The sequence below is a fragment of the Sphingomonas alpina genome (assembly GCF_014490665.1).
GTDB classification, from domain to species: domain Bacteria; phylum Pseudomonadota; class Alphaproteobacteria; order Sphingomonadales; family Sphingomonadaceae; genus Sphingomonas; species Sphingomonas alpina.
In genome coordinates this window covers 136671-156997 of record NZ_CP061038.1, presented here as the reverse complement: position 1 = coordinate 156997, position 20327 = coordinate 136671, and the positions used below count along the sequence as shown (strand labels likewise).

The window sequence follows — 20327 nt, the reverse complement described above, 5'->3', positions numbered from 1 at the left end:
TTACATGGCTCTCGTGGAACCGGTTACACGCGTCGTCAGAACGTGAACCGCCACCCGGATCGGCCCAGTCCCGATTCGTCATGGAGAAGGATTGAAGGGGCAATGGCCACGGCCACCATCAGGGATGTCGCACGCACCGCCGCCGTATCCGTCGCGTCAGCCTCGCGCGCGCTCAACGGCCATCCGAGCGTCACGCCGGCGACCCGCACGCGCGTGCTGGAAGCGGCCGACGCGCTCAATTACGTCCCGCATCTCGGCGCACGCAGCCTGTCGACGCGGCGATCGAACACGATTGGCGTGGTCCTGCCCGATCTGTTCGGCGAGTTCTTTTCCGAGATCATCCGTGGCATCGATTATGCGGCGCATCGCCGCGGACTGCAGCTGTTGCTGTCCAACATGCATGGCAGCGCGCAGGAGACCGCCGCCGCGTTGCGCGCGATGCGCGGCCGGGTCGACGGGCTGCTGGTCATGTCGCCGCAACTCGACGCCGACTTTCTGGCACATAATCTGCCCAAGGGATTGCCCGCAGTGGTGCTGAACGGACGGATCGAGGGCGCGCGCCACGCCTCGATCGCGATCGACAACCAGGCCGGGGCACATGCCGCCGTCGCGCATCTGGTCGAGCAGGGATGCAAGCGCATCGCGCATCTCTCGGGCCCCAAGGGCAATGCCGATGCCGATGAACGCGCGCGCGGTTTTCGCGACGCGGTGGCGACCATGCTCGGCGATCACGACCCGATCGTGCTGGCCGGCGATTTCAGCGAGGAGGCGGGGATCGCCGCCGGAACTGCGCTGGCGGGCCGGGATGTCGACGGCATATTCTCCGCCAACGACATCATGGCGATCGGCTGCATGGCGGCCCTGACCGAGGCCGGGCGAATGATTCCGGGCGACATCGCCATGGTCGGCTTCGATGACGTGCCGATCGCACGCTACGTCACGCCCGCGCTCAGCACGATGCGGGTGCACATCGCACAACTTGGCGAAAGCGCCCTGGAGCGGCTGGTCGCAACGATAGAGGCGGATGAGCCGCCCGAAGCGACGGCCGAATTTCTCATGCCGGAACTCGTCGTGCGCGCCTCCAGCGCGCGCACCGGCACCGTCACGTCAACAAAGGGTCCGCACGATCGGACGCAGGGGAGAGTAGTATGAACGGGTTCATGAAAGTGGGGCTGCGCGCGGCGCTGGCCTCTACGACCGTGCTTGGTGGCGCGATGGTTATGGTTGCACCGGCGGTCGCGCAAACGACCACGGCATCGGTTCGCGGCCAGGTCACCGGCGCCGGTGGCGCACCGGTCAGCGGCGCGACGGTGACGGCAGTCAATACAGGCACCAATCAGACATTCCGCGCGACGACCGACGCGAATGGCAGCTATTCGCTCAACGGCCTGCGACCGGCATCCTATGACGTGACCGTGACCGGCGCCGATGGCACCGAGAAAAAGCAGCGTATCAGTGTTGGGATCGGCCAGAGCGCCAGCCTCAACGTGACGCTGGGTACGGCGGTTGCCGATACCGGCACCGCCCCCGCCGGTGATGATTCCGACATCGTGGTGACGGCGGGATCGCTGATCGAGAGCAGGACGAGCGAAGTGGCGACCAATGTCAGCCAGCAGCAGATCCGCTCGCTGCCGCAGACCGACCGCAACTTCCTGTCCTTCGCCGCGCTCGCTCCGGGCGTGCGTTACAATGACGGCGAAAGCGACAAGGGCTTCACATCAGGCGCCTCGACCGCAAGCCAGGTCAACGTGTTCATCGATGGCGTGTCGTTGAAGAACAAGCTGCGCGAGGGCGGCGTTGCCGGCCAGCAGAACAGCCGCGGCAATCCGTTCGGTCAGCTCGCAGTGCAGGAATTCCGCGTCCTGACGCAAAACTACAAAGCCGAGTATGAGCAAGCCGGCGCCGCGATCATCACCGCAGTTACCAAATCGGGCACCAATGAGTTCCACGGCGAGGTATTCGGCCAGTACACCGACAAGGGACTGGCGGAGAAGGATTACAACAGCAAGCGCAACAATCAGCCCGAGCCGGCATTCAAGCGCAAGCAGTACGGCATCGCACTGGGCGGCCCGATCATTAAGGACAAGCTGTTCTTTTTCGCGACCTATGAAGGCAATGATCAGAATCGCGCCTTCAATGTGAAGGCGGGCGGCAACGCAGCACTGCAGGGAGCATTCGAAGCGAGTACCGGTCGTCGTATCAGTGATTTTGAAGGGGCATTCGTCAGCCCGTTTCGCGGTGATTTCTATTTCGGCAAGCTGACATTGACCCCCGACGAACGCCAAGTGTTCGACGTTTCGTTCAGTCGCCGGCAGGAAACCGACATCCAGAATTTTGGCAATATCACGGCGTATGAGGCAGCCGAGAACAAGCTCAACACCGTTGATACCTATCTGTTTAAATGGACCTATAGTGGCGATAAATTCATCAATGAATTCAATGCCAATTATGTGAATTACGATTTCAACCCGATCTCCCTGAACCCTGGCCTGCCGTCCCGCGAATATGCCGGCGTGCTGGTCATCGGCGGCAAGGATTCGACCCGTCGCGAGTTACAGCAGGGCTATACGATCCGCGACGACTTCACCTTTTCGGGCATCGACGGCCACACGTTCAAATTCGGTGCGCGCGTTGAAGTCACCGACATCGACTTCGACAATCAGTCTTTTGTCCAGCCCCGCTACACCTTTTTCAACGATGCAGCGAAGAACCTCAACTTCAGCTTCCCGGCAGAGGCCCGGCTCGGTCTCGGCACCTCCCTGATCAAATCGTCCAATACTCAGATCGGCCTGTATCTGCAGGACGACTGGGACGTCACCGACAAGTTGCAGCTCAATCTGGGCATACGATGGGATTATGAGACGAACGGGTTCGCCAACCACTATGTCACGCCGGATGGTGCTGCAGCGGCGCTCCGCGCCCTGCCGAAAACCTTCTATTTTGATCCCGAAAACTATATCACCGACGGTCATGATCGCCCGCCGTTCAAGGGCGCCATCGCCCCGCGCTTCGGCTTTTCCTATGATCTGAAGGGTGATCAATCGACCGTCATCTTCGGCGGCGTCGGTCGCTATTATGATCGCAACAATTTCAGCAACACCGTCGACGAGCTTGCCCGTCGCGTGAACCCGGTCGGCGTGTTCCGCTTCTCCGCCAATGGCCAGCCGCGCGATGGCTTGCCGACGGTGATGTGGAACAACAGCTATCTTACGAAAGAAGGCTTGATCGCCTTGCGCAATACATCGACATCGGGCCTGCCCGAATTGTTCGCGGTGAAGAACGACGCAAAACCGCCGGTCAACGATCAGGCTAGCCTAGGCGTTCGGCAGAAGTTCGGCCAGTGGCAAGCATCCGTAACGGGGTCCTATATCCGGGGTCGCAATGGCTATACGCATCTATTCGCGACCCGGACCAACAATGGCCTTGGCAGCTGCTGCAATACCGCACCGGTCGTACCGTTCGGCTATTCGAATGTCCTGATCGGCTACGACGGCCTCGATACGCGCTACAAGGCGCTCTATGTCACGATCGACAAGAATTACACGAAGTCGTCGGGCTGGGGTCTGAATATCGCCTATACCTTATCCAAGGCGGAGCAGAACGGTAACGATCTGTTCAGCCTCGATGCCGTGGTCCCGGATGCCTATGGCTGGCGTCCCAAGACGTCCGACGAGCGCCATCGGCTGGTCGTTTCGGGCATTGTCGACCTTCCGCTCGGACTGCAGTTCTCTACGTTGAGCACATTCGGTAGCGGCAACGCCTATCAGGTCACGGACGGCACCAACAGTTCTCCCGGCGGATCGAGGCAATATTATGCTTATCCAACCAAGAATTGCATCAGCGGTCTATTCGCATTCTGCGAAGTGAATCTGTCTCTGGAAAAACGACAGAAGCTCTTTGGAAGTCATGAAATCAGCTTTGCAGTTGACCTGCTTAATGCGTTTAACAACAAGAATTTCAAAGACTTCGATGGCTTCTTCAGCGCCACGGATCCGCTATTGACTCCCGATATCGGCAATAACCTGCTCACCCTGCCCCGGCGCATCCAGTTCCGCGCCGGATACCGCTTCTAACCCCCTCCCCCTACCGGCGGCGTCCCCCATCCCCTTGTCGGGCGCCGCCGGGATTTTTGTTTCGCGTTATCGACGGAGTTTCCCATGACCACGCGCCGCGACCTTCTGCACGGATCGGCGTTGGCGCTGGTCGCGCTCGGCGTTGGCTGCGCACCGGTCGTCGGGCTCGCCAAGGCGCCGGCCGAGCCGGCGCTGATCGGCGATCTGCAGGAACGCACCTTCCGCTTCTTCTGGGATACGACCGATCCGAAGACCGGCCTTGCACATGATCGCTGGCCAACCCAAAGCTTCTCGAGCATCGCCGCTGTCGGCTTTGCGCTGACCGCCTATCCGGTCGGCGTGGTCAATGGCTGGATCACGCGAGCCGAGGCGCGTGCACGGACGCTGACCACATTGGAATATTTCGCGGCGCTGCCGCAGGGGCCCGCCGCAACCGGCATGGGCGGGTACAAGGGCTTCTTCTACCATTTCCTCGAACGCGACACCGGGCACCGCTTTCGCGACACCGAGCTGTCGACGGTCGACACGACCTTGCTGTTCGGCGGGATGCTGTTCGCGCAAAGCTGGTTCGATAGCGACCATGAAGATGAGCGCCGCATCCGCGCGCTGGCGGACGAGCTTTATGCGCGCGCCGACTGGACCTGGATCCGCCCGCGCGCGCCGCTTATCGGCATGGGCTGGCGGCCGGAGAATGGCTTCATCCCGAGCGACTGGGACATCTATAACGAAGGCCTGCTGACCTATCTGCTCGCGCTCGCCTCCCCCACCCATGCGGTCGAGCCGGAGACCTGGGATGCCTGGACCGCGCGCTTCGAACCGCAATGGACCGATACATGGGGCGGCAAGCCCTATCTCCATTATCCGCCGCTGTTCGTGCACCAGTATAGCCATTTATGGGTCGATTTCCGCGGCATCGCCGATCGCTACATGACGGCCAAGGGGATCGATTATTTCGAGAATACACGCCGCGCGACTTATGCGCACAAGGCCTATGCCGCCGCCAATCCAGGCCAGTTCGCCGGCTATGGCGACGATATCTGGGGCCTGACCGCATGCGATGGGCCGGCGGATTTTCGCGAGCGTATCGACGGCAAGGAGCGTGCGTTCTTCAGCTATTCCGCGCGCGGCCCCGGCGACCGCGACGACGGCACGATCGCCCCGACCGCCGCGGCGGCATCGATCGCCTTTGCACCGGAGATTGCGATCCCGGCGATCGAGGCGCTGCACCGGCACTATGGCAAAAGCATCTATGGCAAATATGGGTTCATCGATTCCTTCAACCCAACGCTGACCGATCCGAAGGCGCCGCTTGATCATGGCAAGGTCGTGCCCGGCGCCGGCTGGGTCGGGCCCGATTATCTTGGCATCGACCAGGGGCCGATCGTGCTCGGGATCGAGAATTGGCGCACCGGCATGATCTGGGCGACGATGCGCAAGAACCCGCATATCCGGCGCGGGCTCAAGCGGGCCGGGTTCAAGGGCGGATGGCTGGGTTGAGCCTTGCCACCGCCCCTTTCCGTTCGCTTCGAGCGAAGTCGAGAAGCCGGTTCTTGGGGCCGGCTTCTCGACTTCGCTCGAAGCGAACGGTGGGTGTGTTGGCCCTCGCCGGATTCCTGCTGGCAAGTTGTTCGCCGCCCTCCACCAAAACCACGCTCAATCTATGGGCGATGGGCCGCGAGGGCGAGGTGATCGGGCAGTTGATCCCGGCGTTCGAAAAGGAGAATCCGGGCATCGAGGTACGTGTGCAGCAATTGCCCTTCACCGCCGCGCACGAGAAATTGCTCACTGCCTTTGCCGGCGATGCGCTGCCCGACATGGCGCAGCTCGGCAACAGCTGGGTGCCGGAGTTCGTCGCATTGGGCGCGCTTGCGCCGCTCGATGCGCGGGTCGCGGCGACGCCGGCGATCGATCGCACGGATTATTTTCCAGGCGTGTGGGATTCGAATGTCGTCGCCGGCGCGCTGTATGGCGTGCCCTGGTATGTGGATACGCGGCTGCTTTTCTATCGCCGCGACCTGCTCAAACAGGCCGGTTATGATCACCCCCCGCGCGACTGGGCGGAATGGCGCGCGCAGATGCACGCGATCAAGAAGCTGGTCGGACCACAGCGATACGCGACCTATTTCCCGCTCAATGAATATGAGGCGCTGGTCGTGCTCGGGCTCAATCAGCCGCAGGAAATGCTGCGCGATGGCGGCCGTTTCGGCAATTTCCGGAGTCCGGGCTTCAAGGCCGCCCTCACCTTTTACAGCGAGATGACCCGTGACAAGCTCGCACCGATCGCGTCGAGCACCGACATCTCCAATGTCTGGGACGAATTCGATCGCGGTTTCTTCAGCTTCTACATCAGCGGGCCGTGGCAGATCGGTGAGTTCAAGCGCCGCCTGCCGGCCAGCCGCCAGGGGATCTGGATGACCGCGCCCGTGCCGGGACCCGATGGTCCAGGCAGTTCGAATGCGGGCGGATCGAGCCTGGTGTTGTTCAAGGCGTCGACCAAGCAGGCGGCGGGCTGGAAACTGATCGAATATCTGTCGCGGCCCGCAACGCAAATCCGGTTTCATGCGCTGACCGGCGATCTGCCGCCGCGGCGCAGCGCATGGGCCGCGCCATCGCTGCGCGAAGACCGCTATGCGCGCGCCTTTGCCGATCAATTGCTGCGCGCCAAGCCGACGCCCAAGGTACCGGAATGGGAGCGCATCGCGACCGAAGTGCGGCTGGTCGCGGAGGCCGCCGCGCATGGGCGAATGACGGTCGATCAGGCGGCGACGGAGATGGATAAACGCGCCGATGCGATCCTCGCCAAACGGCGCTGGATGCTGGATCAGGGGACGGCGAAGTGAGAGTCGCTATACCCACTCCCGTTCGCCGTGAGCCTGTCGAAGGGCCATCCTTTCTTCCTTCTGTTGAGAACAAGAACGGTGGTTGGCCTGCGGCCGCCTTCGGCCCGACAAGCTCAGCACGAACGGAAGTGGGGGTGCGCTGCCCATGAAGCGCGAAGGTGCCGCCTGGATCTTCGTCGCGCCCGCGTTGGCCGCGCTCGGGCTATTCTTCTTCCTGCCGGTGGTGGCCGCTTTGGTGTTGAGCTTCACCGATTTCGACATTTACTCGCTCGCCGATATCCGCAACCTGCGCTTCGTCGGGCTCGACAATTATCTCACGCTGCTCAGGACGCATCTGTTCTGGAAAGCGCTCGGTAACACGCTCTATTTCGTCGTGCTCGGCGTGCCATTATCGATCGCATTGTCGCTCGGCGCGGCGCTCCTGATCAATTCCAAGCTGGCGCGTTTCAAGGGGCTGTTCCGGACGCTCTATTTCGCGCCGGTCGTCACCACATTGGTCGCCGTCGCGGTGATCTGGCGCTACCTGCTGCACACCAAATACGGTCTGATCAACTGGGGATTGGGCGGGTTCGGCATCGATCCGATCGACTGGCTGGGCGATCCGCACTGGGCAATGCCGGCGATCGTCATCTTCGCGGTATGGAAGAATTTCGGCTATAACATGATCATCCTGCTCGCCGGGCTGCAGACCATTCCCGACGAGCTGTACGAGGCCGCCAAGATCGACGGCGCGGGACGTTGGGCGCAGTTTCGCCACGTCACCCTGCCCGCCCTCGCACCCGTCATGCTGGTCGTGTCGATCCTGACCATGGCGGGGTATTTCCAGCTCTTCGCCGAACCTTATGTGATGACCCAGGGCGGACCGGTCGAGAGCACCGTCTCGGTCCTGTATTTCATGTTCGAACAGGGCTTCAAATGGTGGAATCTGGGCTTCGCGACATCGGTCGCATTCGTCCTGTTCGTCATCCTGTTCGCGATCACTCTGGTTCAGCTCAAGCTGTCGCAACGCTGGAGCGATCCATGAGAAAGGGCGCGCTCCTCACCAACATACTGATGGTGCTGCTCGGCCTGTTCGCGGTCGCGCCATTGCTGTGGATGCTGTCGGTATCAGTGATGCAGCCGGGCGAGGCGGCGCATTTCCCGCCGCCGCTGATCCCGGCCAATCCGACCACGGCGAATTACGTCACGCTTTTCGCATCGACCGATATGGCACGGTATTTCGCCAACTCGCTATTGCTCGCGTGTCTCGCCACCGCGCTGTCGCTGACCTTCAACGTGATGGCGGGGTATGCCTTCGCCAAGCTCAATTTCCGCGGGCGCGACCGGATTTTCCGCTTCCTGCTCACCGCTTTGGTCATCCCGGCGCAGGTGGCGATGATCCCGCTATTCCTGATCTGCAAGGAGTTGGGCCTGGTCAACAGTTTCGGCGGCGTGCTGGTGCCGTCGATCGCGACGGTATTTGGCATCTTCCTGGTGCGCCAATATGCGCTGGCCATTCCCGACGAGATGCTCGAAGCGGCGCGGATCGACGGGGCAAGCGAGTTCCGCATCTTCCGCGTGATTGTACTGCCCTCGCTCGGGCCGATCCTGGTGACGCTGGCGACATTCAGTTTCCTTGGGTCGTGGAGCGATTTCCTCTGGCCGCTGATCATCCTCAACGATGGCGACAAGGCGACGCTGCCGGTCGCGCTGGCCAATCTCAGCCGCGAACATGTGCAGGATTTCGAACTGATGATGGCGGGCAGCGTGGTGACCTTGCTGCCGGTGCTGATCCTGTTCGTGGTGTTGCAGCGCTATTACATCTCCGGACTGCTCGCCGGGAGCGTCAAGGGATGAGACTCTTGCACGCCCTCGCCGCGACCTTTGTTTGCGGCCTTGCCCTAACCCCCGTTCGCGCTGAGCTTGTCGGAGCGCCGCTCTCCTCTTCAAGCACGCAGGACGGAAGAACCGCCCTTCGACAAGCTCAGGGCGAACGGGGTGGGGGCGTTCTTGACGCGATGGACGTGGTCGGCTCGTGGCAAGCCAAGGCCTCCGATGGCATTTCCGCCACCGCATCGACCGTTCCCGGCCATGATGGCAAGGCGCTGCGGCTCGACTGGGATTTCGCGCATGTGTCGGGTTATGCCTATGTCCGGCGGCCATTGCCGATCACCCTGCCGGACAATTACGCGATCAGCTTGTGGGTGCGCTGGAGCGGGGGCACCAACAATCTCGAATTCAAGCTGGTCGACGAGAGCGGCGAGAATGTCTGGTGGGTGTCGCGACCCGATATCAAGCTGAAGCCGGGCTGGCAAAAGCTGGTTTTCCGCAAGCGCGATGTCGAATTCGCCTGGGGCCCGGCGACCGACAAGGTGCTGCGCAAGGCCGCATCGATCGAGTTCGTGGTCAGCCGCGGCAAGGATGGCGGCAGAGGCAGCCTCGATATCGACCAGCTGGAATTGACTGAGCTCCCCACCGTCGCCGCCACCCTGCCTGCGCCCAGGCTGAACGCACCGGACGGCGATTCGGCGCTGGCAATGGATGGCAAACCCGCGACGATCTGGTCAGGCAAGGGCCCGCTGACGATCGATTTCGGCGGGGCGAAGGAGTTCGGCGGCGTCGTGCTGCGCTGGGCGAGTCCGCCGCCCGACTATGGGATCGAGACGTCGATCAACGGCAGCGCCTGGGACAAGAGGCGGACCGTCGTGGCGAGCGACGGCGGCAGCGATCCGATCGCCCTCCCCGAAACCGAAGCGCGCTATCTGCGTATCGTGCCGGTGGCCTCGGCGAGGCTGGCCGAGGTCGAGATCAAGCCGCTGGATTGGGCGGCGACGCCCAACGCCTTTATCGCCGCACTCGCCAGGGAAGCACCACGCGGCACGTACCCGCGCGGTTTTTCAGGCGAGCAAAGCTACTGGACGCTGATCGGCACCGATGGCGGGGCGGCATCGGGCCTGATCGGCGAGGACGGTGCGGTCGAGATCGGCAAAGGCGCTTTCTCGATCGAACCGCTCGTCAAGGTCGGTGGCAAGCGATTCAGCTGGGCCGATGTCAAAGCGACACCAAGTCTGGCGCAGGGCTATCTGCCAATCCCGTCGGTGACGTGGGACGGGCCGGGCTGGACGCTCGAAGCGCGCGCTTTCTCCGATCCGGCGATACGCGATGGGCGGATGATGCTGCGCTATGTGCTGCGCAACAAAAGCGCTGCGACGGTCACGGCTGAACTGCTGCTTGCGGTACGGCCATTCCAGGTCAATCCGCCTGCACAATTCCTCAGCCAGCGCGGCGGGGTGAGCGAGATTTCGCGGCTCCGCTGGCGGGGCGGAAAGCTGGAGGTGAGCGGTGCAGGAACACCGGTCACGGTTGTGCAACCCTTGTCCGCTCCGAACGACCTTGCGATCGCGCGTTTCGATTCAGGTGATGCGCTGCCCACTATTGCTTCCTCGGCCAAGGCCGGGGTCCAGTCGAGGGACCGGCGTAACTGGACCCCGGCCTTGGCCGGGGAAGCAGTGGTTGACGAGACCGGTCTGGCCTCCGCCGCGTTGAGCTATGACGTGGCGCTCGCGCCCGGCGAGGCGCGTACGATTGATCTCGCCGTTTCGACACCCGGCAAACCACTGGCCCCTGTCGCCAGCACCGCAGCATTCGACGCGGCCGAGCGCGCGACGATCGCCTATTGGCGCGACCGGCTCGACCGCGTGGCGATCACCGTGCCACCCGGAAAGCAGGCACTTGCCGATACGGTGCGCACCAGTCTTGCGCATATCCTGATGAGCCGCGAAGGGCCGATGCTGCGCCCGGGCACGCGCAGTTATGCGCGGTCCTGGATCCGCGACGGAGCGATGATCTCCGAAGGCCTGTTGCGGCTCGACCAACCCGAAATCGTCGCAGCCTATGCCGACTGGTACACGCCATTCATCTTCGCCAATGGCAAGGTGCCATGCTGCGTCGATTTCAAGGGTGCCGACCCGGTGCCGGAGAATGACAGCCATGGCGAGTATATCTTCCTCGCAACCCAGCTCTATCGCTACACCGGCGATCGGGCGCGGCTGAACCGACACTGGCCCGCGATCCTCGGCGCCGAGCGGTACATGGAAACACTGCGCGCAGAGACGCAGAATGCTGCACCAATGCTGCGCGGCCTGATGCCGCCATCGATCAGCCACGAAGGCTATTCGGCCAAACCGCAATATAGCCTGTGGGACGATTTCTGGGCGCTGCGCGGCTATAAGGACGCGGCCTTTGCGGCGGAGACCTTGGGCAAGGCTGAAGCGCTTGAGATCGCGCTGAACCGCGATGCCTTCCAGGTCAACGTCCACCGCGCGATCGCCGCTGCGGCGACGCATTTCAAGATCGGCTATATTCCCGGCGCGACCAGCCTGGGCGATTTCGACGCGACGTCGACCACCATGGGCCTCGACCCGGCGGGCGAACAGTCGCGGCTCGATCCAGTGCTGCTTGCCGGCACCTTCGACCGGTATTGGCGTGACTTCATCGCGCGGCGCGACGGCATAAAGGCATGGCAGGATTATACACCGTACGAGCTGCGCACCGTGTCGGCGATGATCCGGCTGGGCAAACGCGAGCGGGTCGATCCGATGCTCGATTTCTTCTTCGCCGATCGCCGTCCGCAAGCCTGGAACGGCTGGGCCGAAGTGGTCGGCAAGAACCCACGCGAGATACGCTTCATCGGTGATATGCCGCATGCCTGGATCTCGTCCGATTTCATCCGCGCCGCGCTCGACATGTTCGCTTATGAACGCGCCGACGACGGTGCGCTGGTGCTTGGTGCCGGGCTGTCGGATGCGTATCTCGACGGACCGGGGTCATCGATCAGGGGGCTGCGCACGCCGCATGGCGATCTCGACCTGACGATCCGGGCGACACCGGCCAGATTGCTGGTGACGATCGGGGGCATGGCACGCCCGACGGGCGGATTCGTGCTGCCCTGGCCGTGGAGGACGATGCCGCGCGGCGCGACGATCAACGGCGAACCAGCCCGTTTCACCACTGGCGTGCTGCTCATCCCGGCTACCGGGCGCCCTATCACCGTCGAGGTATCGCGATGATCGTTACGATCCTTATGGCCCTGGGCCTCGCCATGTCATCACCGGCTATTCGCCCTGAGCCTGTCAAAGGGCCTGCTCGATCGAGCGATGCCGTGACCGGGAAAAGCGAGCGGTCGACCAGCCCGGACGGAGCGGGCATGGATGCGGAAGGACAACATCCGCAACCAGCTACCGCACCTGGCGACTATGCGTATCAACTATTCCTGCCGCGCGGCTATCTCGCTTCGGGCAAGGCGGCATGGCCGCTGGTCATCTTTCTACACGGATCCGGCGAACGCGGCCGCGATATCGAGAAGGTCAAGGCCAACGGTCCGCCGAGGATCGTCGCGGACCATCCGGGATCGCCCTTCATTCTCGCCTCGCCGCAATTACCCGACGATGCGCTTTGGGATGTCGCCACGCTCGACCGCTTGCTCGTCAGTTTGCGCAAACGCTATCGCGTCGATGCCAGCCGCATCTACCTGACCGGGCTAAGCCTGGGCGGCTACGGTACATGGGACTGGGCAGTCGCGCGGCCCGAGCTGTTCGCTGCGATCGCACCGATCGCCGGCAAGGGTGACAGCGCCGCCGCCTGCCGGATCAAGGACCTGCCGATCTGGGCCTTTCATGGCGACAATGACGATGACGTACCGACGATCGGCAGCTTCGCGATGATCGAGGCGGTGAAAGCCTGCAAGGGCGCGACCCCGCCGCGCCTGACCCTCTATCCCGGCACCGGACACGCATCCTGGGTGCCGGCCTATGACGACCCCGCCCTGTACCGCTGGCTGTTCGAACAGCGGCGCGCTGTGCCGGCCACTGACATGAAGAAGGACAAGAAATGACGCAGACGCCTTTCCCTGACGATTTCCTCTGGGGATGCGCCACCGCCGCCTACCAGATCGAGGGGTCGCCGCTTGCCGATGGCGCCGGCGCGAGCATCTGGCAGCGTTTCAGCCATGACCCGCGGCTGATGGCGGCCAAGGGCGATACCGGCGACGTCGCCTGCGACCATTACAACCGCATGGCAGACGATGTCGCGCTGATGAAGGAATTGGGACTGCAGGCCTATCGCTTCTCAGTCGCCTGGGGCCGGGTGCTGCCTGAAGGCACGGGTCGCGTAAACCAGGCGGGGCTCGGCTTCTATGAACGGCTGGTCGATACGCTGCTGGCAAACGACATCGAGCCGCTCTGCACGCTTTACCACTGGGACATGCCGGTCGCGCTCGACGATCGCGGCGGCTGGCTCAATCGCGACAGCGCCGACTGGTTCGCCGATTATGGCCGGGTGTTGTTCGACCGGCTCGACGGGCGGGTGAAGAAATGGGTCACGCTCAACGAGCCCTGGGTGGTGACGGATGGCGGTTATCTGCACGGCGCGCTGGCGCCGGGCCATCGCAACATGTTCGAGGCACCGATCGCCAGCCACAATCTGATGCGTGCGCACGGCGCGGCAGTGAAGGCCTATCGCGAGACCGGCAAGCACGAGATCGGCCTGGTGGTGAATCTGGAGCCAAAATATGCCGCGTCGGACTCACCCGAAGACCAGGCTGCGCAGCGTCGCGCCGAGGCCTATATGAACCGCCAATATCTCGAACCGGCGATCCATGGCCGCTACCCGCCCGAATTGAAGGAGATTTTCGGCGAGGCCTGGCCCGACTGGCCGGCCGAGGATTTCGCGCTGATCCAGCAGCCGATCGATTTCATCGGGGTCAATTACTATACCCGCAATGTGACGCGCGCCGATGACAGCTGGCCGCTCAACGCAGGGCCGGTTCCTCAGACCCAGGCGACTCATACCACGACTGGCTGGGAAGTGTTCCCGCAGGGCCTGACCGACGTGCTGCTCTGGGTGAAGGAAAACTATGGCGACCTGCCACTCTACATCACGGAGAATGGCGCGGCGTTCTACGACCCGCCCAATGCCGAGGGCGGCAGGGTCGACGACCCGCTGCGCGTCGATTATCTCCGCAAGCATATCGCCGCGATCGGCAGCGCGATCGAGCAGGGCGCCGATGTGCGCGGCTATATGCTGTGGTCGTTCCTCGACAATCTCGAATGGTCGCTGGGCTATTCGAAGCGCTTCGGCATCGTCCACGTCAATTTCGAGACACAGGCGCGCACGCCGAAGAATTCGGCTCGACTCTACTCACAGGTGATCGCGACCAACGCCGCCACACTCTATTGATTTGGGAAGACGGCATCAGCCCGCTCCCCCACTTGGCAACCATCCAGTATGATCCTGTGAGTGGCCGGGTGGGGGAGCGGGCTGGTGCCGTCTTCAATCACACAATACTGATCGATCTTTCCAAATCGGGCAGGCGGCCTTAAGCCGCCGCCATACCCGAGTCTCGAAAGGTCATTGCCATGCGTGAAGCCGCGATCATCTCCACCGCCCGTACCGCAATCGGCAAGGCCTATCGCGGCGCGTTCAACATCACCGAGGCGCCGGTGCTTGCCGGACATGTGATGAACGCCGCGGTGGAGCGCGCCGGGATCGATCCGGCGCGGATCGACGATGTGTTCTGGGGCGTCGGCGGGCAATGGGGCTCGCAAGGGGGAAATGCCGGGCGCATGGCAATCTTCGCCGGTGGTTTGCCGCAAAGCGTGCCCGCCTTCACGCTCGACCGGAAATGCGGGTCGGGGCTGACCGCAATCGCACTCGCCGCGCGTTCGATCATGGCGGACGATGTCGATGTCGCGCTGGCCGGGGGCATGGAATCGATCAGCTTCACCGTGACCAAGGATGCGCCGCGCTACATCAACCAGTCGGTCGTCGCGAAACAGCCCGCCGCCTATATCCCGATGATCGAGACTGCCGAGATCGTCGCCGAGCGATACGGCATCACGCGCCAAGCGCAGGATGCTTACGGCGCGCAAAGCCAGCAGCGCGCTGCCGCGGGCCTCGCGGCCGGCGCGTTCAGGGAGGAGATCGCGCCGATCACGGTCGAGAAGGCGCTGTTCGACAAGGAAGGTAATCGCACCGGGACCGAGACAGTGACGCTGGAACATGACGAAGGCATTCGCGCCGGCACGACATTGGAGGGGCTGAGCGCACTGAAGACGGTATGGCCCGGCGGCGAGTTCACCGGTCCGGGCAGCAATATCACCGCCGGCAATGCCAGCCAATTGTCCGACGGCGCGGCGGCACAGATACTGATGGATCGCCGCACTGCACAGGCCGAAGGCAAGGAAATCCTCGGCATTTATCGCGGCTTCCAGGCGGCGGGCTGCGGTCCGGAGGAAATGGGCATCGGTCCGGTCTTCGCGATCCCTAAATTGCTCGACCGCGCCGGGCTGTCGGTGGCCGATATCGGACTGTGGGAGTTGAACGAAGCATTCGCATCGCAATGCCTGTATTGCCGTGATCATCTCGGCATCGATCCGGAAAAGTACAACGTCAACGGCGGAGCGATCGCTGTTGGGCATCCGTTCGGCATGACCGGCAGCCGGCTGGTCGGCCATGCGCTGATCGAAGGCCGCAAGCGCGGCGTGCGCTATGTCGTGGTGTCGATGTGCACCGCTGGCGGCATGGGTGCGGCGGGGCTGTTCGAGATCGTCTGACGGTTCGTGGATCCAGAACTGTTGAGAGTTGGATTGATTTGCCACCGTTCGCCCCGAGCCCGTCGAAGGGCATGCGCATCACTTGGTCTTCGACAGCCCCGGATCTAGTCCGGGGCCGAAGGGTGGTTGGATTCCAGCGAGCCCATTGATGTTCCGAGCCGCCACCCGGCCTTCACCTGAGGAAGAACCGGGCAACTGCAAAGTCAGGCAAGAGCTGCCTTGACCGCCGCTTCGGACTGCGCGTGCAGCGTCCAGAAATCGCGCACCGACCCGCCCGACAGCTTCGCCTGGAGCACAGCGAGATGCGAGTGCCAGCCGCCGCCGAAATTGGCGAGGCCTGCCGGGCCGCTGATCCCGTTATGCGTCAGCACCAATTTGGTGCGCACGCCATCGGATGAAAGGTCGAAGGTCGCGACCCCTTCCTTGCCGCCGCTCCAAGTAAAGGCGAGGCGGTGCGGCGGATCATAGACAACCACCGTTTCGCGCGCGACATGACCTTTTCCAGCCTTGAATCGCTCGGGATAAGGCACGTCGTCAGTCGACAGATTGTCATGGTCGAACACCAGTTCGACCGCTCCGCCCTCATGAGACTCGATCGCGCCACCGGCGAACCACTGGCTGCGCAATTCCGGCTCGACCAGCCAGCGCCATACCGTTTCGATCGGCGCGTCGAGCGTGCGTTCCATGCGGATCGTGTCGGCGGCCGGGTGCTGCAGATCAATCATCATTCTTCTCCATTATAGGCGCGAGCGTGTTCAGGATCATGGTCCAGCCCTCACGGGTCCGGTCCTCATAGGCGGCCCGTTGCGGGTCCATTTCGTGAGTCAGCGTCAGGGTTGCCCCCCGATCGGTGGCGGCAATCGCGATCGATACGCGACTCCATTCACCCTCTTCCGCCGGATCGGCGGCGAACAGGAATACGAGCCGGGTCGGGCGATCGATCACCTCATATTGGAGCCGGTGCCCGGCATCACCCGCCGGCCGCCGCTCGACGATCAGCGCACGGCCGCCGACCCGGGCATCGATCTCGACCGTCTGCATTTCGCCACCGGGTGTCGCGAACAGGAACCTGCCCGCCTGAGCCGGATCGAGCCAGGCGTCGAACACGCGTTCCGGCGGCGCGGCGAAATCACGCGTCACGGTCAGGATGACCGGCGCGCTCATTTCGCGTCCTCGTAGATCATGATCCAGTTACCGCAGCGATCGTCGAACATCGCCGTGGTCGGCGTGGTCCCCTCGCCCTTGCGCGGCGGTGATTTGAAGGCCACGCCGGCCGCGGTCAGCCGGTCATGCTCGGCCTGGACATCGGCCACGGCAAAAGCGGTGAGCGGCACGCCATTGTCCTTCAACGCGCGCTGATACTCCTGCACGAACGGGAAACCGGCCGGTTCGAGCGAAATCTGCGCGCCATCGGGCTGTTCCGGCGAGGCCAGGGTGATCCAGCTCACCGGTCCCATCGGGATATTGACCTTTTCGACGAAGCCCAGCGTGCCGGTATAGAAGGCAAGCGCCTTGGGCTGATCATCGACGATGATCGTCGACAATGTGATCTTCATCCTATCTCTCCTCGGGTGTCTCTGGGCTGACCTGAGGGACGGCCGCGATAAACGCCTCGAGCGCGTCGAGGCGGACGGTCCAGAACTGCTCCCACTGGCGCAACCAGGCTTGAGCTTCCCGCAGCGGTTCGGCGCGCAGCCGGCAGAGCTGCGTCCGCCCCGCCTTGCGGCGCTCGACCAGTCCGGCACGTTCCAGCGCCTTCACATGTTTGGCGGCGCCAGCGAAGCTCATCGCGTGCGGTGCAGCGAGTTCGCCGATGCTGCGCTCTCCCCCCGCCATGCTCGCAAGCATGGCACGGCGCGTCGGGTCCGAAAGAGCAGCGAAAGTGGCGTCGAGTCGTTCAACCATATGGTTGTATATTGGCGAAGCACGCCAATTGTCAACCATATGGTTTAATATATTTGCGGGGGGGCAAACCCGCCTTGGCCGACATGCGCAGGGCGGCAAGCAAGAAGGGGGTACGCGCGGAGGCGCAGAGGACGCGGAAATGGTTCGTCAGCGGCGCTGGCGTTCGCAACGATAAACCGGGTCAAATAGGCAGCACAACGACAGGCGCTGACTGCGCACGATATGATCTCTGCGTCCTCAGCGCCTCTGCGCGAACCATCATTCGCGGCCGCTGGCGAGCCGCTCTCCCGGACAGTCGATCCGTCTCTAGCCGGGCTGCGCCATCATCAGCGCCGCGCGCAACGTGCGCACGACAATCTCGTCGCGCTGGTTGAGGCCCATATGCTCGAAGGTGACAATTCCCTGCCCCGGCCGCGAATTGGACGCGCGGAGCGCCTTCACTTCGGTTTCGACCCGGATGGTGTCGCCGGCAAAGACCGGCTTGGGAAAGCTCGTCTCGCTCATGCCGAGATTGGCGATGGTTGTGCCGAACGTCGTGTCCTGCACGCTCAATCCGATCACCAGCCCGAGCGTGAACAGCGAATTCATCAACGGTTTGCCGAACTCGGTGGTTGCGGCATAGGCATGATCTATATGGATCGCCGCGGGATTATGCGTCAGCGCGGAGAACAGGATATTGTCCATGTCGGTCACGGTACGCCGGATCTCATGGACGAATTTCCGCCCAACCTCGAACTGCTCGAAATATAGTCCCGCCATTGTGCCTCCGGTCGGCTTGATCCGTGATTCCGTCGCACCGCGCGACGCGCCGCTATACGCCCGACCCACCTGCCCCGCGCAACTATTCTCCACCTCACTCGCGGCGAAAACTCGCGCGATACTGTGCCGGCGAAATGCCCAACCGCTGCACGAACACCGCCCGCATCCGGTCCGCCGTGCCGAAGCCGCAATCGAACGCGACCGCCTTCAACGCCAGGCCAGTGCCTTCGAGCAGGTTGCGCGCGGCATCGACCCGCGCGCGCTCGACGAATTCATGCGGCGTGATGCCGGTTTCCTGGACGAACAGGCGTGCGAGGGTGCGCGTGCTCATGCCGACGCCGTCCGCCAGCATCCGCAGGGTGTGCCGGTCCCGGATATACTCCATCACATGGACCTGAACTCGCGCGATCGGTGACGTCTCGTCGGCCGGCGCAGTCAGGAAGGGGCTGAACTGCGATTGCCCGCCCTGGCGCTGCGCCGTCACGACCAGCCGCTTCGCCACCAGCAACGCGATCGCAGGGCCATGGCGTTCGCTGACCAGCGAAAGCGCGAGATCAATCCCCGCCGTGACGCCGGCCGAGGTCACCAGGCGACCATCGCGCAGATGAATCCGGTCATGCTCGACCTGCGCATTGGGAAACAACGCGGCAAGACGCTGTGCGTTCTGCCAATGCGTGGTTACCCGGTGCTCGTCGAGCAGCCCGGCATGGCCAAGCGCGAACGCACCGGTGCAGATCGATCCGTAAAGCGCAGCACGCTCCGACGCAGCCCTGAGCCAATCCGACATCACGGCATCCGAGGGAGCATCGGGCAAGGCCGGGCCGCCCGCGACCAGCACGATCGCAGCCTCGGGCAGGGGGTCGGCAAAACTCAGGTCGGGCAACAGGCGCATCCCGTTGGACGCGCGCACCGGATCGCGATCGGCGGCGACCAGCAAAGACTCGTAGCGGTCCTCCAATGCTATGAATGCGTTGGTTTCGGCGAAGACATCGACCGGGCCGGCCACGTCCAGCGCCTGCACGCCGTCATGGATCACTACCGCGACCGTCTGCACCGCCATTGCCCAATTCCCGCACGCCATGACGATGGCGCGAAATCATGTGCCATTGTCCCGATCCGATGGGCAAGCGGCATTGCCGCGCAAGATCTCACACCGCAGATAAAGCGTCACGCCTCGTCGAGCGGAGCGTCACCGTAACAACCGCCGGGTTGGCCACCGCGTGCGCGAGTCACGCCACGACCCGTCATGCCCGTCACAGGAGATTTTCATGACCACCACCATCGCAGGGATTGCCATTCCCGACAGCACCATGGCGCGCGCCGCGACCGAGCTCGTCCGCGATACCGAGGATGATCTGCTCTACAATCACAGCCGCCGTGTATTCCTATGGGGTGCATTGACCGCTGCGCGGCGCGGCATCGGTTATGATCCCGAACTGCTCTATATCGGCGCGATGTTCCACGATATGGGCCTGACCCAGGCCCATGCCAGCAAGGATCTGCGCTTCGAAGTTGACGGCGCCAATGCGGCGCGCGATTTCCTCACCGGCTATGGCCTGCCGGAACGCGATATCGACGATGTCTGGGCGTCAATCGCGCTCCACACCACGCCGGGCATCCCTGAACATATGCGGCCGACAGTCGCTCTGGTCACCGCCGGAGTCGAGATGGACGTGCTCGGCATCGCCTATCATGACTTCACCGCCGACCAGCGCGACCATGTCTGTGCGCACCATCCGCGCGAACATGATTTCAAGCACGGCATCATCGATCATTTCGCGCAGGGTACGATCGGCAAGCCACTGACCACTTTCGGCAATGTGAAGGCCGATGTGCTTGCGCTCAAGGATCCTTCCTATCAGCGGCTGAACTTCTGCAGCATCATCCTCGGCTCGGCCTGGCCGGACTGACCACAGAGTCGTCACCGCAGTACGGCCGGACGTGATTCAATAGCTGCATCGATCATGGCAACATCGCGCCGGATATGAGCCCGTTCGGCTTTCGTCCCGCTCTTTCCACCGTCAAGATAACAAGATCGGGCGGATTCGATCCAGTGCGGCACAACCCCCGGTCTGTCCGCTGTTGTTCCCTGCCCTCACCCCTGTTCCGCATAACAGCGGTGGAGGGGGTCAAGACATTCATAAATAACCCCAAATTCG

At 63.1% G+C, this 20327-nt stretch carries 17 protein-coding genes; 11 read left to right on the top strand and 6 right to left on the bottom strand.

Translation table 11 applies throughout. The features are described 5' to 3' along the window. The first annotated feature begins 102 nt into the window (after positions 1-102). The 10 genes from H3Z74_RS00655 (at position 103) to H3Z74_RS00610 (ending at position 15504) form a co-directional block, all read left to right on the top strand. Complete coding sequence (locus H3Z74_RS00655) at positions 103-1152, top strand: LacI family DNA-binding transcriptional regulator (protein ID WP_187762114.1); 1050 nt, start codon at positions 103-105, stop codon at positions 1150-1152. Further along, on the top strand, positions 1149-4073 hold the full coding sequence (locus tag H3Z74_RS00650; protein ID WP_229726800.1) for a TonB-dependent receptor: 2925 nt from the start codon (positions 1149-1151) through the stop codon (positions 4071-4073). The genes H3Z74_RS00655 and H3Z74_RS00650 overlap by 4 nt, the downstream gene beginning before the upstream one ends. A gap of 84 nt (positions 4074-4157) precedes the next feature. Then, positions 4158-5570 (top strand): glucoamylase family protein, encoded by a 1413-nt coding sequence (locus tag H3Z74_RS00645; protein ID WP_187762113.1) that lies wholly within the window; start codon positions 4158-4160, stop codon positions 5568-5570. Positions 5571-5659: 89 nt separating this feature from the next. After that, a complete protein-coding gene (locus H3Z74_RS00640; protein WP_229726799.1) occupies positions 5660-6913 on the top strand; it encodes a sugar ABC transporter substrate-binding protein in 1254 nt (417 codons plus the stop codon). Positions 6914-7058: 145 nt separating this feature from the next. Beyond that, a complete protein-coding gene (locus H3Z74_RS00635; protein WP_187762111.1) occupies positions 7059-7937 on the top strand; it encodes a carbohydrate ABC transporter permease in 879 nt (292 codons plus the stop codon). Beyond that, on the top strand, positions 7934-8749 hold the full coding sequence (locus tag H3Z74_RS00630) for a carbohydrate ABC transporter permease (RefSeq protein WP_187762110.1): 816 nt from the start codon (positions 7934-7936) through the stop codon (positions 8747-8749). Before H3Z74_RS00635 ends, H3Z74_RS00630 begins: the two co-directional genes overlap by 4 nt. 161 nt (positions 8750-8910) lie before the next feature. Continuing rightward, positions 8911-11961 carry a discoidin domain-containing protein gene (locus H3Z74_RS00625; RefSeq protein WP_187762109.1) on the top strand — a complete coding sequence of 1017 codons (3051 nt, stop codon included), beginning with the start codon at positions 8911-8913 and terminating at the stop codon, positions 11959-11961. 92 nt (positions 11962-12053) lie between these two features. After that, entirely contained in the window at positions 12054-12785 is a 732-nt protein-coding gene (locus H3Z74_RS00620) for a carboxylesterase family protein (RefSeq protein ID WP_187762108.1), read from the top strand. Continuing rightward, positions 12782-14128 carry a GH1 family beta-glucosidase gene (locus H3Z74_RS00615; protein WP_187762107.1) on the top strand — a complete coding sequence of 449 codons (1347 nt, stop codon included), beginning with the start codon at positions 12782-12784 and terminating at the stop codon, positions 14126-14128. The genes H3Z74_RS00620 and H3Z74_RS00615 overlap by 4 nt, the downstream gene beginning before the upstream one ends. Positions 14129-14307: 179 nt before the next feature. Continuing rightward, positions 14308-15504, top strand: coding sequence for an acetyl-CoA C-acyltransferase (locus H3Z74_RS00610; protein ID WP_187762106.1), 1197 nt, complete (start codon positions 14308-14310; stop codon positions 15502-15504). 203 nt (positions 15505-15707) lie between these two features. Here H3Z74_RS00610 and H3Z74_RS00605 read toward each other — a convergent pair whose 3' ends face one another. From H3Z74_RS00605 to H3Z74_RS00580, 6 genes are all read right to left on the bottom strand, one after another. Beyond that, complete coding sequence (locus tag H3Z74_RS00605; RefSeq protein ID WP_187762105.1) at positions 15708-16229, bottom strand: SRPBCC family protein; 522 nt, start codon at positions 16227-16229, stop codon at positions 15708-15710. Beyond that, on the bottom strand, positions 16222-16668 hold the full coding sequence (locus tag H3Z74_RS00600; protein ID WP_187762104.1) for an SRPBCC family protein: 447 nt from the start codon (positions 16666-16668) through the stop codon (positions 16222-16224). Before H3Z74_RS00600 ends, H3Z74_RS00605 begins: the two co-directional genes overlap by 8 nt. Continuing rightward, positions 16665-17060, bottom strand: a complete 396-nt coding sequence (locus H3Z74_RS00595; RefSeq protein WP_187762103.1) for a VOC family protein — start codon at positions 17058-17060, stop codon at positions 16665-16667. Before H3Z74_RS00595 ends, H3Z74_RS00600 begins: the two co-directional genes overlap by 4 nt. A gap of 1 nt (position 17061) precedes the next feature. Continuing rightward, entirely contained in the window at positions 17062-17409 is a 348-nt protein-coding gene (locus tag H3Z74_RS00590) for an ArsR/SmtB family transcription factor (protein ID WP_187762102.1), read from the bottom strand. A 306-nt stretch (positions 17410-17715) separates the two neighbouring features. Continuing rightward, positions 17716-18168, bottom strand: coding sequence for a MaoC family dehydratase (locus H3Z74_RS00585; protein ID WP_187762101.1), 453 nt, complete (start codon positions 18166-18168; stop codon positions 17716-17718). A gap of 94 nt (positions 18169-18262) precedes the next feature. Further along, on the bottom strand, positions 18263-19228 hold the full coding sequence (locus tag H3Z74_RS00580) for a GlxA family transcriptional regulator (RefSeq protein WP_187762100.1): 966 nt from the start codon (positions 19226-19228) through the stop codon (positions 18263-18265). Positions 19229-19436: 208 nt separating this feature from the next. Here H3Z74_RS00580 and H3Z74_RS00575 point away from each other — a divergent pair, with 208 nt between their 5' ends. Continuing rightward, complete coding sequence (locus H3Z74_RS00575) at positions 19437-20078, top strand: HD domain-containing protein (RefSeq protein ID WP_187762099.1); 642 nt, start codon at positions 19437-19439, stop codon at positions 20076-20078. Positions 20079-20327: the final 249 nt, after the last annotated feature.

Coding starts and splice junctions, on each gene's coding strand:
- H3Z74_RS00630 (WP_187762110.1), top strand. CDS start 7,934: ATGAGAAAGGGCGCGCTCCTCACCAACATACTGATGGTGCTGCTCGGC.
- H3Z74_RS00635 (WP_187762111.1), top strand. CDS start 7,059: ATGAAGCGCGAAGGTGCCGCCTGGATCTTCGTCGCGCCCGCGTTGGCC.
- H3Z74_RS00595 (WP_187762103.1), bottom strand. CDS start 17,060: ATGAAGATCACATTGTCGACGATCATCGTCGATGATCAGCCCAAGGCG.
- H3Z74_RS00590 (WP_187762102.1), bottom strand. CDS start 17,409: ATGGTTGAACGACTCGACGCCACTTTCGCTGCTCTTTCGGACCCGACG.
- H3Z74_RS00645 (WP_187762113.1), top strand. CDS start 4,158: ATGACCACGCGCCGCGACCTTCTGCACGGATCGGCGTTGGCGCTGGTC.
- H3Z74_RS00655 (WP_187762114.1), top strand. CDS start 103: ATGGCCACGGCCACCATCAGGGATGTCGCACGCACCGCCGCCGTATCC.
- H3Z74_RS00605 (WP_187762105.1), bottom strand. CDS start 16,229: ATGATTGATCTGCAGCACCCGGCCGCCGACACGATCCGCATGGAACGC.
- H3Z74_RS00600 (WP_187762104.1), bottom strand. CDS start 16,668: ATGAGCGCGCCGGTCATCCTGACCGTGACGCGTGATTTCGCCGCGCCG.
- H3Z74_RS00575 (WP_187762099.1), top strand. CDS start 19,437: ATGACCACCACCATCGCAGGGATTGCCATTCCCGACAGCACCATGGCG.
- H3Z74_RS00625 (WP_187762109.1), top strand. CDS start 8,911: ATGGACGTGGTCGGCTCGTGGCAAGCCAAGGCCTCCGATGGCATTTCC.
- H3Z74_RS00580 (WP_187762100.1), bottom strand. CDS start 19,228: ATGGCGGTGCAGACGGTCGCGGTAGTGATCCATGACGGCGTGCAGGCG.
- H3Z74_RS00585 (WP_187762101.1), bottom strand. CDS start 18,168: ATGGCGGGACTATATTTCGAGCAGTTCGAGGTTGGGCGGAAATTCGTC.
- H3Z74_RS00650 (WP_229726800.1), top strand. CDS start 1,149: ATGAACGGGTTCATGAAAGTGGGGCTGCGCGCGGCGCTGGCCTCTACG.
- H3Z74_RS00610 (WP_187762106.1), top strand. CDS start 14,308: ATGCGTGAAGCCGCGATCATCTCCACCGCCCGTACCGCAATCGGCAAG.
- H3Z74_RS00615 (WP_187762107.1), top strand. CDS start 12,782: ATGACGCAGACGCCTTTCCCTGACGATTTCCTCTGGGGATGCGCCACC.